Genomic DNA, 16,349 nt, shown 5'->3' on the forward strand with positions numbered 1-16,349 from the left:
AACGGAAGACTTTAATGTAAATGGAACAGTTGTAAGTGGCAACACAAGCAACCCAAGTGATAGTGGAACAGTAACGATCACGGATAACGATACCCCAGCATTTAGTGTAGGAGATGTAACAGTAGCCGAAGATGGTGGAAGTGCCAGTGTACCAGTAAGCATTGATAATCCAAGCAGTGTAGATACGGTAGTAAGTATCACCACAGTAGATAACACAGCAGAAGATCCATCAGATTACACGACTACGACAGTAACAGCAACAATTCCAGCAGGGCAAACCACAGTAAATGTTAGTATCCCAATCACGGATGATAATGTAGGTGAGCCAACGGAAGACTTTAATGTAAATGGAACAGTTGTAAGTGGCAACACGAGCAATCCAAGTGATAGTGGAACAGTAACGATCACGGATAACGATACCCCAGCATTTAGTGTAGGAGATGTAACAGTAGCCGAAGATGGTGGAAGTGCCAGTGTACCAGTAAGCATTGATAATCCAAGCAGTGTAGATACGGTAGTAAGTATCACCACAGTAGATAACACAGCAGAAGATCCATCAGATTACACGACTACGACAGTAACAGCAACGATTCCAGCAGGACAGACCACAGTAAATGTTAGTATTCCAATCACGGATGATAATGTAGGTGAGCCAACGGAAGACTTTAATGTAAACGGAACAGTTGTAAGTGGCAACACGAGCAACCCAAGTGATAGTGGAACAGTAACGATCTTAGATGATGACGCTATATCATTATTTATTGGAAACATTATAGTACCTGAGGATTCTGGAGTTGCTATGGTACCAGTAAGTATTACTACTCCAAGCAGTGTAGATACGGTAGTAAGTATCACCACAGTAGATAACACAGCAGAAGATCCATCAGATTACACGACTACGACAGTAATAGCAACGATCCCAGCAGGGCAAACCACAGTAAATGTTAGTATTCCAATCACGGATGATAATGTAGGTGAGCCAACGGAAGACTTTAATGTAAATGGAACAGTTGTAAGTGGCAACACGATCAACCCAAGTGATAGTGGAACAGTAACGATCACGGATAACGATACCCCAGCATTTAGTGTAGGAGATGTAACAGTAGCCGAAGATGGTGGAAGTGCCAGTGTACCAGTAAGCATTGATAATCCAAGCAGTGTAGATACGGTAGTAAGTATCACCACAGTAGATAACACAGCAGAAGATCCATCAGATTACACGACTACGACAGTAACAGCAACGATTCCAGCAGGACAAACCACAGTAAATGTTAGTATTCCAATCACGGATGATAATGTAGGTGAGCCAACGGAAGACTTTAATGTAAATGGAACAGTTGTAAGTGGCAACACGAGCAACCCAAGTGATAGTGGAACAGTAACGATCACGGATAACGATACCCCAGCATTTAGCGTAGGAGATGTAACAGTAGCCGAAGATGGTGGAAGTGCCAGTGTACCAGTAAGCATTGATAATCCAAGCAGTGTAGATACGGTAGTAAGTATCACCACAGTAGATAACACAGCAGAAGATCCATCAGATTACACGACCACGACAGTAACAGCAACGATTCCAGCAGGACAAACCACAGTAAATGTTAGTATTCCAATCACGGATGATAATGTAGGCGAGCCAACGGAAGACTTTAATGTAAATGGAACAGTTGTAAGTGGCAACACGAGCAACCCAAGTGATAGTGGAACAGTAACGATCACGGATAACGATACCCCAGCATTTAGTGTAGGAGATGTAACAGTAGCCGAAGATGGTGGAAGTGCCAGTGTACCAGTAAGCATTGATAATCCAAGCAGTGTAGATACGGTAGTAAGTATCACCACAGTAGATAACACAGCAGAAGATCCATCAGATTACACGACCACGACAGTAACAGCAACGATTCCAGCAGGGCAAACCACAGTAAATGTTAGTATTCCAATCACGGATGATAATGTAGGTGAGCCAACGGAAGACTTTAATGTAAACGGAACAGTTGTAAGTGGCAACACGAGCAATCCAAGTGATAGTGGAACAGTAACGATCACGGATAACGATACCCCAGCATTTAGTGTAGGAGATGTAACAGTAGCCGAAGATGGTGGAAGTGCCAGTGTACCAGTAAGCATTGATAATCCAAGCAGTGTAGATACGGTAGTAAGTATCACCACAGTAGATAACACAGCAGAAGATCCATCAGATTACACGACCACGACAGTAACAGCAACGATTCCAGCAGGACAAACCACAGTAAATGTTAGTATTCCAATCACGGATGATAATGTAGGTGAGCCAACGGAAGACTTTAATGTAAATGGAACAGTTGTAAGTGGCAACACAAGCAACCCAAGTGATAGTGGAACAGTAACGATCACGGATAACGATACCCCAGCATTTAGTGTAGGAGATGTAACAGTAGCCGAAGATGGTGGAAGTGCCAGTGTACCAGTAAGCATTGATAATCCAAGCAGTGTAGATACGGTAGTAAGTATCACCACAGTAGATAACACAGCAGAAGATCCATCAGATTACACGACCACGACAGTAACAGCAACGATTCCAGCAGGACAAACCACAGTAAATGTTAGTATTCCAATCACGGATGATAATGTAGGTGAGCCAACGGAAGACTTTAATGTAAATGGAACAGTTGTAAGTGGCAACACGAGCAATTCAAGTGATAGTGGAACAGTAACGATCACGGATAACGATACCCCAGCATTTAGTGTAGGAGATGTAACAGTAGCCGAAGATGGTGGAAGTGCCAGTGTACCAGTAAGCATTGATAATCCAAGCAGTGTAGATACGGTAGTAAGTATCACCACAGTAGATAACACAGCAGAAGATCCATCAGATTACACGACTACGACAGTAACAGCAACGATTCCAGCAGGACAAACCACAGTAAATGTTAGTATTCCAATCACGGATGATAATGTAGGTGAGCCAACGGAAGACTTTAATGTAAATGGAACAGTTGTAAGTGGCAACACGAGCAACCCAAGTGATAGTGGAACAGTAACGATCACGGATAACGATACCCCAGCATTTAGTGTAGGAGATGTAACAGTAGCCGAAGATGGTGGAAGTGCCAGTGTACCAGTAAGCATTGATAATCCAAGCAGTGTAGATACGGTAGTAAGTATCACCACAGTAGATAACACAGCAGAAGATCCATCAGATTACACGACCACGACAGTAACAGCAACGATTCCAGCAGGACAAACCACAGTAAATGTTAGTATTCCAATCACGGATGATAATGTAGGTGAGCCAACGGAAGACTTTAATGTAAATGGAACAGTTGTAAGTGGCAACACGAGCAATTCAAGTGATAGTGGAACAGTAACGATCACGGATAACGATACCCCAGCATTTAGTGTAGGAGATGTAACAGTAGCCGAAGATGGTGGAAGTGCCAGTGTACCAGTAAGCATTGATAATCCAAGCAGTGTAGATACGGTAGTAAATATCACCACGGTAGATAACACAGCAGAAGATCCATCAGATTACACGACCACGACAGTAACAGCAACGATTCCAGCAGGACAAACCACAGTAAATGTTAGTATTCCAATCACGGATGATAATGTAGGTGAGCCAACGGAAGACTTTAATGTAAACGGAACAGTTGTAAGTGGCAACACGAGCAATCCAAGTGATAGTGGAACAGTAACGATCACGGATAACGATACCCCAGCATTTAGTGTAGGAGATGTAACAGTAGCCGAAGATGGTGGAAGTGCCAGTGTACCAGTAAGCATTGATAATCCAAGCAGTGTAGATACGGTAGTAAGTATCACTACAGTAGATAACACAGCAGAAGATCCATCAGATTACACGACCACGACAGTAACAGCAACGATTCCAGCAGGACAAACCACAGTAAATGTTAGTATTCCAATCACGGATGATAATGTAGGTGAGCCAACGGAAGACTTTAATGTAAATGGAACAGTTGTAAGTGGCAACACAAGCAACCCAAGTGATAGTGGAACAGTAACGATCACGGATAACGATACCCCAGCATTTAGTGTAGGAGATGTAACAGTAGCCGAAGATGGTGGAAGTGCCAGTGTACCAGTAAGCATTGATAATCCAAGCAGTGTAGATACGGTAGTAAGTATCACCACAGTAGATAACACAGCAGAAGATCCATCAGATTACACGACCACGACAGTAACAGCAACGATTCCAGCAGGACAAACCACAGTAAATGTTAGTATTCCAATCACGGATGATAATGTAGGTGAGCCAACGGAAGACTTTAATGTAAATGGAACAGTTGTAAGTGGCAACACGAGCAATTCAAGTGATAGTGGAACAGTAACGATCACGGATAACGATACCCCAGCATTTAGTGTAGGAGATGTAACAGTAGCCGAAGATGGTGGAAGTGCCAGTGTACCAGTAAGCATTGATAATCCAAGCAGTGTAGATACGGTAGTAAGTATCACCACAGTAGATAACACAGCAGAAGATCCATCAGATTACACGACCACGACAGTAACAGCAACGATTCCAGCAGGACAGACCACAGTAAATGTTAGTATTCCAATCACGGATGATAATGTAGGTGAGCCAACGGAAGACTTTAATGTAAATGGAACAGTTGTAAGTGGCAACACGAGCAACCCAAGTGATAGTGGAACAGTAACGATCACGGATAACGATACCCCAGCATTTAGTGTAGGAGATGTAACAGTAGCCGAAGATGGTGGAAGTGCCAGTGTACCAGTAAGCATTGATAATCCAAGCAGTGTAGATACGGTAGTAAGTATCACCACAGTAGATAACACGGCAGAAGATCCATCAGATTACACGACCACGACAGTAACAGCAACGATTCCAGCAGGACAAACCACAGTAAATGTTAGTATTCCAATCACGGATGATAATGTAGGTGAGCCAACGGAAGACTTTAATGTAAATGGAACAGTTGTAAGTGGCAACACGAGCAATTCAAGTGATAGTGGAACAGTAACGATCACGGATAACGATACCCCAGCATTTAGTGTAGGAGATGTAACAGTAGCCGAAGATGGTGGAAGTGCCAGTGTACCAGTAAGCATTGATAATCCAAGCAGTGTAGATACGGTAGTAAGTATCACCACAGTAGATAACACAGCAGAAGATCCATCAGATTACACGACCACGACAGTAACAGCAACGATTCCAGCAGGACAAACCACAGTAAATGTTAGTATTCCAATCACGGATGATAATGTAGGTGAGCCAACGGAAGACTTTAATGTAAACGGAACAGTTGTAAGTGGCAACACGAGCAATTCAAGTGATAGTGGAACAGTAACGATCACGGATAACGATACCCCAGCATTTAGTGTAGGAGATGTAACAGTAGCCGAAGATGGTGGAAGTGCCAGTGTACCAGTAAGCATTGATAATCCAAGCAGTGTAGATACGGTAGTAAGTATCACCACAGTAGATAACACAGCAGAAGATCCATCAGATTACACGACCACGACAGTAACAGCAACGATTCCAGCAGGACAAACCACAGTAAATGTTAGTATTCCAATCACGGATGATAATGTAGGTGAGCCAACGGAAGACTTTAATGTAAACGGAACAGTTGTAAGTGGCAACACGAGCAACCCAAGTGATAGTGGAACAGTAACGATCTTAGATGATGACGCTATATCATTATTTATTGGAAACATTATAGTACCTGAGGATTCTGGAGTTGCTATGGTACCAGTAAGTATTACTACTCCAAGCAGTGTAGATACGGTAGTAAGTATCACCACAGTAGATAACACAGCAGAAGATCCATCAGATTACACGACCACGACAGTAACAGCAACGATTCCAGCAGGACAAACCACAGTAAATGTTAGTATTCCAATCACGGATGATAATGTAGGTGAGCCAACGGAAGACTTTAATGTAAATGGAACAGTTGTAAGTGGCAACACGAGCAACCCAAGTGATAGTGGAACAGTAACGATCTTAGATGATGACGCTATATCATTATTTATTGGAAACATTATAGTACCTGAGGATTCTGGAGTTGCTATGGTACCAGTAAGTATTACTACTCCAAGCAGTGTAGATACGGTAGTAAGTATCACCACAGTAGATAACACAGCAGAAGATCCATCAGATTACACGACCACGACAGTAACAGCAACGATCCCAGCAGGGCAAACCACAGTAAATGTTAGTATTCCAATCACGGATGATAATGTAGGTGAGCCAACGGAAGACTTTAATGTAAATGGAACAGTTGTAAGTGGCAACACGATCAACCCAAGTGATAGTGGAACAGTAACGATCACGGATAACGATACCCCAGCATTTAGTGTAGGAGATGTAACAGTAGCCGAAGATGGTGGAAGTGCCAGTGTACCAGTAAGCATTGATAATCCAAGCAGTGTAGATACGGTAGTAAGTATCACCACAGTAGATAACACAGCAGAAGATCCATCAGATTACACGACCACGACAGTAACAGCAACGATTCCAGCAGGACAAACCACAGTAAATGTTAGTATTCCAATCACGGATGATAATGTAGGTGAGCCAACGGAAGACTTTAATGTAAACGGAACAGTTGTAAGTGGCAACACGAGCAATTCAAGTGATAGTGGAACAGTAACGATCACGGATAACGATACCCCAGCATTTAGTGTAGGAGATGTAACAGTAGCCGAAGATGGTGGAAGTGCCAGTGTACCAGTAAGCATTGATAATCCAAGCAGTGTAGATACGGTAGTAAGTATCACCACAGTAGATAACACAGCAGAAGATCCATCAGATTACACGACCACGACAGTAACAGCAACGATTCCAGCAGGACAGACCACAGTAAATGTTAGTATTCCAATCACGGATGATAATGTAGGTGAGCCAACGGAAGACTTTAATGTAAATGGAACAGTTGTAAGTGGCAACACGAGCAACCCAAGTGATAGTGGAACAGTAACGATCACGGATAACGATACCCCAGCATTTAGTGTAGGAGATGTAACAGTAGCCGAAGATGGTGGAAGTGCCAGTGTACCAGTAAGCATTGATAATCCAAGCAGTGTAGATACGGTAGTAAGTATCACCACAGTAGATAACACAGCAGAAGATCCATCAGATTACACGACCACGACAGTAACAGCAACGATTCCAGCAGGACAAACCACAGTAAATGTTAGTATTCCAATCACGGATGATAATGTAGGTGAGCCAACGGAAGACTTTAATGTAAATGGAACAGTTGTAAGTGGCAACACGAGCAACCCAAGTGATAGTGGAACAGTAACGATCACGGATAACGATACCCCAGCATTTAGTGTAGGAGATGTAACAGTAGCCGAAGATGGTGGAAGTGCCAGTGTACCAGTAAGCATTGATAATCCAAGCAGTGTAGATACGGTAGTAAGTATCACCACAGTAGATAACACAGCAGAAGATCCATCAGATTACACGACCACGACAGTAACAGCAACGATTCCAGCAGGACAAACCACAGTAAATGTTAGTATTCCAATCACGGATGATAATGTAGGTGAGCCAACGGAAGACTTTAATGTAAATGGAACAGTTGTAAGTGGCAACACGAGCAATTCAAGTGATAGTGGAACAGTAACGATCACGGATAACGATACCCCAGCATTTAGTGTAGGAGATGTAACAGTAGCCGAAGATGGTGGAAGTGCCAGTGTACCAGTAAGCATTGATAATCCAAGCAGTGTAGATACGGTAGTAAGTATCACTACAGTAGATAACACAGCAGAAGATCCATCAGATTACACGACCACGACAGTAACAGCAACGATTCCAGCAGGACAAACCACAGTAAATGTTAGTATTCCAATCACGGATGATAATGTAGGTGAGCCAACGGAAGACTTTAATGTAAATGGAACAGTTGTAAGTGGCAACACGAGCAATCCAAGTGATAGTGGAACAGTAACGATCACGGATAACGATACCCCAGCATTTAGTGTAGGAGATGTAACAGTAGCCGAAGATGGTGGAAGTGCCAGTGTACCAGTAAGCATTGATAATCCAAGCAGTGTAGATACGGTAGTAAGTATCACCACAGTAGATAACACAGCAGAAGATCCATCAGATTACACGACCACGACAGTAACAGCAACGATTCCAGCAGGACAAACCACAGTAAATGTTAGTATTCCAATCACGGATGATAATGTAGGTGAGCCAACGGAAGACTTTAATGTAAATGGAACAGTTGTAAGTGGCAACACAAGCAACCCAAGTGATAGTGGAACAGTAACGATCACGGATAACGATACCCCAGCATTTAGTGTAGGAGATGTAACAGTAGCCGAAGATGGTGGAAGTGCCAGTGTACCAGTAAGCATTGATAATCCAAGCAGTGTAGATACGGTAGTAAGTATCACCACAGTAGATAACACAGCAGAAGATCCATCAGATTACACGACCACGACAGTAACAGCAACGATTCCAGCAGGGCAAACCACAGTAAATGTTAGTATCCCAATCACGGATGATAATGTAGGTGAGCCAACGGAAGACTTTAATGTAAATGGAACAGTTGTAAGTGGCAACACGAGCAATTCAAGTGATAGTGGAACAGTAACGATCACGGATAACGATACCCCAGCATTTAGTGTAGGAGATGTAACAGTAGCCGAAGATGGTGGAAGTGCCAGTGTACCAGTAAGTATTACTACTCCAAGCAGTGTAGATACGGTAGTAAGTATCACTACAGTAGATAACACAGCAGAAGATCCATCAGATTACACGACTACGACAGTAACAGCAACGATTCCAGCAGGGCAAACCACAGTAAATGTTAGTATTCCAATCACGGATGATAATGTAGGTGAGCCAACGGAAGACTTTAATGTAAATGGAACAGTTGTAAGTGGCAACACGAGCAACCCAAGTGATAGTGGAACAGTAACGATCACGGATAACGATACCCCAGCATTTAGTGTAGGAGATGTAACAGTAGCCGAAGATGGTGGAAGTGCCAGTGTACCAGTAAGCATTGATAATCCAAGCAGTGTAGATACGGTAGTAAGTATCACCACAGTAGATAACACAGCAGAAGATCCATCAGATTACACGACCACGACAGTAACAGCAACGATTCCAGCAGGACAAACCACAGTAAATGTTAGTATTCCAATCACGGATGATAATGTAGGTGAGCCAACGGAAGACTTTAATGTAAATGGAACAGTTGTAAGTGGCAACACGAGCAATTCAAGTGATAGTGGAACAGTAACGATCACGGATAACGTACCAGGAACAATAAGTGGAGTTGTCTACGAAGATATAAATGGAAACGGTGTACAAGATGCAGGTGAGCCAGGGATATCAGGAGTAGATGTTGTGATCACCGATTCTGCAGGAAATATGCAGACAGTAGTTACAGATGTGAATGGGGATTATACTGCCACGGTAGTAGCATCAGGAGACGCAACAGTTGATATTGATGAGACGATTTTACCGGCCGGCGCAGTTCAGACCGAAGGAACAGACCCAACGACAGTAACAGTAGTAGCTGGAGCAGACACTTTTGAGGAGAATAATGGATTCCAAGTACAGGGAAGCGTAACAGGTCATGTTTATGAAGACACAAATGGTAATGGAGTACAAGATGCAGGAGAGCCAGATTTAGTAGGCATAGATGTAGTTATCACCGATGTAAACGGTATTGTTCAGACAGTAATTACAGATGCCAATGGAGATTATACTGCAAATGTACCAGCTGGATCAACGACAGTGGATGTAGATGATACCACCTTACCATCAGGATCCGTTCTGACAGAAGGTACTGATCCTACAGTAGTGGATGTATTAGCAGGAGGAGTTAACTTCGAGGAGAATAATGGATACAATGTTCCGGTAAATGGAATAGTAACCGGTCATTTATATGATGATGTAAACGGCAATGGCGTTCAGGATGCAGGTGAGCCGGACTTATCAGGAGTATCAGTAGTTATTACGGATATGAATGGAGTTTCTCAGACAGTAGTTACAGATGTTAATGGAGATTATAGCGCAAGCGTTTTAGCAGGTACCGTAACGGTAGATGTAGATGATACTACGTTACCAACTGGAGCGGTTCAGACGGAAGGAACCGATCCAACCGTAGTAACAGTAACAGTAGGAGCAACTACGTTTGAAGAGAATAATGGATTTACGATTCCAACTAACGGAGTTGTAACAGGTCACTTGTATAATGATCTAAATGGAAACGGCATACAAGATGCAGGAGAACCAGACTTAACAGGAGTATCAGTAGTTGTTACTGATATGAATGGAGTTTCTCAAGTAGTAGTTACAGATGTTAATGGAGATTATAGTGCAAGCGTTTTAGCAGGTAGCGTAACGGTAGATGTAGATGATACTACGTTACCAACTGGATCAGTTCAGACGGAAGGAACCGATCCGACCGTAGTAACAGTAACAGTAGGTAGTAGCACATTTGAAGAAGACAATGGATTTACAGTTCCAACAGATGGAATAGTAGAAGGACATGTTTACAACGATTTAAATGGAAACGGAGTACAGGATGCTGGTGAGTTAGACCTATCAGGAGTATCAGTAGTTATTACGGATATGAATGGAGTTTCTCAGACGATTGTTACCGATATCAATGGAGATTATAGCGCAAGCGTTTTAGCAGGTGCTGTAACAGTAGACATAGATGAGACTACGTTGCCAGCGGGAGCAGTTCAGACGGAAGGAACAGATCCAACCGTAGTAACAGTAACAGTTGGTACTGTAACATTTGAGGAGAATAATGGATATCAAGTTCCGAATGAGTCAGGAACGATATCAGGACATGTATATAACGACTTGAATGGGAACGGCGTACAAGATGCTGGAGAACCAGACTTATCAGGAGTAAGTGTAATTATAACAGATACTTTCGGATTAGTTCAGACCATAGTTACAGATGCAAATGGAGATTACAGTGCTACGGTAAGAGCAGGACAGAATGCTACAGTAGATATCGATGATACTACGTTGCCAACAGGTGCAGTTCAGACCGAAGGAACAGATCCAACGACAATAACAGTAGTAGCAGGAGTAGATACCTTTGAGGAGAACAATGGATATAACGTACCAGGAACAATAAGTGGAGTTGTTTATGAAGATGTAAATGGAAACGGTGTACAAGATGCAGGTGAGCCAGGAATATCAGGAGTAGATGTTGTGATCACCGATTCTGCAGGAAATATGCAGACAGTAGTTACAGATGTGAATGGAGATTATACTGCCACGGTAGTAGCATCAGGAGACGCAACAGTTGATATTGATGAGACGATTTTACCGGCCGGCGCAGTTCAGACCGAAGGAACAGACCCAACGACAGTAACAGTAGTAGCTGGAGCAGACACTTTTGAGGAGAATAATGGATTCCAAGTACAGGGAAGCGTAACAGGTCATGTTTATGAAGACACAAATGGTAATGGAGTACAAGATGCAGGAGAGCCAGATTTAGTAGGCATAGATGTAGTTATCACCGATGTAAACGGTATTGTTCAGACAGTAATTACAGATGCCAATGGAGATTATACTGCAAATGTACCAGCTGGATCAACGACAGTGGATGTAGATGATACCACCTTACCATCAGGATCCGTTCTGACAGAAGGTACTGATCCTACAGTAGTGGATGTATTAGCAGGAGGAGTTAACTTCGAGGAGAATAATGGATACAATGTTCCGGTAAATGGAATAGTAACCGGTCATTTATATGATGATGTAAACGGCAATGGCGTTCAGGATGCAGGTGAGCCGGACTTATCAGGAGTATCAGTAGTTATTACGGATATGAATGGAGTTTCTCAGACAGTAGTTACAGATGTTAATGGAGATTATAGCGCAAGCGTTTTAGCAGGTACCGTAACGGTAGATGTAGATGATACTACGTTACCAACTGGAGCGGTTCAGACGGAAGGAACCGATCCAACCGTAGTAACAGTAACAGTAGGAGCAACTACGTTTGAAGAGAATAATGGATTTACGATTCCAACTAACGGAGTTGTAACAGGTCACTTGTATAATGATCTAAATGGAAACGGCATACAAGATGCAGGAGAACCAGACTTAACAGGAGTATCAGTAGTTGTTACTGATATGAATGGAGTTTCTCAAGTAGTAGTTACAGATGTTAATGGAGATTATAGTGCAAGCGTTTTAGCAGGTAGCGTAACGGTAGATGTAGATGATACTACGTTACCAACTGGATCAGTTCAGACGGAAGGAACCGATCCGACCGTAGTAACAGTAACAGTAGGTAGTAGCACATTTGAAGAAGACAATGGATTTACAGTTCCAACAGATGGAATAGTAGAAGGACATGTTTACAACGATTTAAATGGAAACGGAGTACAGGATGCTGGTGAGTTAGACCTATCAGGAGTATCAGTAGTTATTACGGATATGAATGGAGTTTCTCAGACGATTGTTACCGATATCAATGGAGATTATAGCGCAAGCGTTTTAGCAGGTGCTGTAACAGTAGACATAGATGAGACTACGTTGCCAGCGGGAGCAGTTCAGACGGAAGGAACAGATCCAACCGTAGTAACAGTAACAGTTGGTACTGTAACATTTGAGGAGAATAATGGATATCAAGTTCCGAATGAGTCAGGAACGATATCAGGACATGTATATAACGACTTGAATGGGAACGGCGTACAAGATGCTGGAGAACCAGACTTATCAGGAGTAAGTGTAATTATAACAGATACTTTCGGATTAGTTCAGACCATAGTTACAGATGCAAATGGAGATTACAGTGCTACGGTAAGAGCAGGACAGAATGCTACAGTAGATATCGATGATACTACGTTGCCAACAGGTGCAGTTCAGACCGAAGGAACAGATCCAACGACAATAACAGTAGTAGCAGGAGTAGATACCTTTGAGGAGAACAATGGATATAACGTACCAGGAACAATAAGTGGAGTTGTCTACGAAGATATAAATGGAAACGGTGTACAAGATGCAGGTGAGCCAGGGATATCAGGAGTAGATGTTGTGATCACCGATTCTGCAGGAAATATGCAGACAGTAGTTACAGATGTGAATGGGGATTATACTGCCACGGTAGTAGCATCAGGAGACGCAACAGTTGATATTGATGAGACGATTTTACCGGCCGGCGCAGTTCAGACCGAAGGAACAGACCCAACGACAGTAACAGTAGTAGCTGGAGCAGACACTTTTGAGGAGAATAATGGATTCCAAGTACAGGGAAGCGTAACAGGTCATGTTTATGAAGACACAAATGGTAATGGAGTACAAGATGCAGGAGAGCCAGATTTAGTAGGCATAGATGTAGTTATCACCGATGTAAACGGTATTGTTCAGACAGTAATTACAGATGCCAATGGAGATTATACTGCAAATGTACCAGCTGGATCAACGACAGTGGATGTAGATGATACCACCTTACCATCAGGATCCGTTCTGACAGAAGGTACTGATCCTACAGTAGTGGATGTATTAGCAGGAGGAGTTAACTTCGAGGAGAATAATGGATACAATGTTCCGGTAAATGGAATAGTAACCGGTCATTTATATGATGATGTAAACGGCAATGGCGTTCAGGATGCAGGTGAGCCGGACTTATCAGGAGTATCAGTAGTTATTACGGATATGAATGGAGTTTCTCAGACAGTAGTTACAGATGTTAATGGAGATTATAGCGCAAGCGTTTTAGCAGGTACCGTAACGGTAGATGTAGATGATACTACGTTACCAACTGGAGCGGTTCAGACGGAAGGAACCGATCCAACCGTAGTAACAGTAACAGTAGGAGCAACTACGTTTGAAGAGAATAATGGATTTACGATTCCAACTAACGGAGTTGTAACAGGTCACTTGTATAATGATCTAAATGGAAACGGCATACAAGATGCAGGAGAACCAGACTTAACAGGAGTATCAGTAGTTGTTACTGATATGAATGGAGTTTCTCAAGTAGTAGTTACAGATGTTAATGGAGATTATAGTGCAAGCGTTTTAGCAGGTAGCGTAACGGTAGATGTAGATGATACTACGTTACCAACTGGATCAGTTCAGACGGAAGGAACCGATCCGACCGTAGTAACAGTAACAGTAGGTAGTAGCACATTTGAAGAAGACAATGGATTTACAGTTCCAACAGATGGAATAGTAGAAGGACATGTTTACAACGATTTAAATGGAAACGGAGTACAGGATGCTGGTGAGTTAGACCTATCAGGAGTATCAGTAGTTATTACGGATATGAATGGAGTTTCTCAGACGATTGTTACCGATATCAATGGAGATTATAGCGCAAGCGTTTTAGCAGGTGCTGTAACAGTAGACATAGATGAGACTACGTTGCCAGCGGGAGCAGTTCAGACGGAAGGAACAGATCCAACCGTAGTAACAGTAACAGTTGGTACTGTAACATTTGAGGAGAATAATGGATATCAAGTTCCGAATGAGTCAGGAACGATATCAGGACATGTATATAACGACTTGAATGGGAACGGCGTACAAGATGCTGGAGAACCAGACTTATCAGGAGTAAGTGTAATTATAACAGATACTTTCGGATTAGTTCAGACCATAGTTACAGATGCAAATGGAGATTACAGTGCTACGGTAAGAGCAGGACAGAATGCTACAGTAGATATCGATGATACTACGTTGCCAACAGGTGCAGTTCAGACCGAAGGAACAGATCCAACGACAATAACAGTAGTAGCAGGAGTAGATACTTTTGAGGAGAACAATGGATATAACGTACCAGGAACAATAAGTGGAGTTGTTTATGAAGATGTAAATGGAAACGGCGTACAAGACGCAGGTGAGCCAGGGATATCAGGAGTAGACGTTGTAATCACCGATTCTGCTGGAAATATGCAGACAGTAGTTACAGATGCAAATGGAGATTATACTGCCACGGTAGTAGCTTCAGGCGATGCAACAGTTGATATTGATGAGACTACTTTACCGGCCGGCGCAGTTCAAACAGAAGGAACAGACCCAACGACAGTAACAGTCGTAGCTGGAGCAGATACTTTTGAAGAGAATAATGGTTATGTAAGTAATGGAACTCTTGAAGGATTTGTTTTTGAGGATATTGATGGTGATGGAATTTATGATCCTTCAGTAGATTTATTATTCCCAGCTGGTACAGTTGTGGTAATAACAGATTTAGCTGGTAATACTTTCAACACCACTGTAGATGCAAATGGAGACTGGTCAGTATCTGTTCCTGTAGGTGACTACACGGTAGATATAGATGAATCTACTTTACCTGTCAATTACCAACTTACAACAATTGGTTCTGATCCTGAAAACGCTACTGTAACCGGTGGTAATACAACATCTACTACAAATGATGGATATCAAGCCTTGCCAGATAACGATATGGATGGTATACCAGATGTAGATGATATTGATGATGATAATGATGGTATCTTGGATGTCTTAGAAGGTGGAGGAGATTCTGATGGGGATGGTATTCCAGATTGGTTTGATCAAGACTCCGATGGAGATGGAATTCCAGATAATGTTGAATCTCAAACATCTGCAGGTTATGTAGAGCCTAGTGGAGTTGATTCAGATGGAAATGGTCTAGATGATGCCTATGAGACTACACCAGGAAGTGGAGAAGGTATTGACCCACTAGATTTTGATGGTGATGGAGTGCCAGATTATTTAGATGACGATTCTGATAATGATGGTGTGCCAGATAGTACTGAAGGTTTTGACTTTGACAATGATGGTGTAGCTGATATTATGCCTTCTGGAAATGATGTAGATATGGACGGTATCGACGACGCATTTGACGGAGACTTGAACGGTTATGAAGATCCTAACGGTATAGTTGTAGTTAATGACCCTATATTTGATCTTAACAACACAGATCGAGATGGTGAACCAGATTACAGAGACATCGATGATGAAAATGATGGTATAGTAACAGGGCCAGATCCTATAGGTGATGACTTTGATGGAGATGGAATTCCTGATTATCTAGATGCAGACCCTAGAGTAGTAAGAGTATTTAACGCGATAACACCTGATGGTGATTCTCAAAATGATTTCTTCTTCCTTCAAGGAATTGAAAACTTTGAGAATACAGTACAAATCTTTAATAGATGGGGTGTTGAAGTTTATAATGCTGAAAACTATAACAATGCAAATAGAGCTTTCCGAGGTCTTTCTGAAGGTAGAGTAACAGTTTCTCAAGGGGAACAATTGCCGGAAGGTACTTATTTCTATGTTCTAGAGTATATTGATGATCAAAATCAGACCATCAGAAAAGCTGGGTATTTATATATTAATCGATAAAATTCGAGTTCTGCCTATTCCAGGCAGAACTTGTTTTAATAATAATCTG

The 16,349-nt window shown here is 42.3% G+C and carries 1 protein-coding gene (cut by a window edge); it reads left to right on the plus strand.

The genetic code is table 11. The features are described 5' to 3' along the window. A protein-coding gene (locus DDD_RS17860; RefSeq protein WP_015362705.1) for a Calx-beta domain-containing protein crosses the window boundary here: on the plus strand, positions 1 to 16,300 show its 3' portion. The gene continues 12,446 nt to the left of window position 1, outside the view; only the last 16,300 of its 28,746 coding nucleotides appear in the window; its start codon lies off the left edge, out of view; its stop codon occupies positions 16,298 to 16,300. Positions 16,301 to 16,349: the final 49 nt, after the last annotated feature.

The sequence above is a fragment of the Nonlabens dokdonensis DSW-6 genome (assembly GCF_000332115.1).
Taxonomy (GTDB): domain Bacteria; phylum Bacteroidota; class Bacteroidia; order Flavobacteriales; family Flavobacteriaceae; genus Nonlabens; species Nonlabens dokdonensis.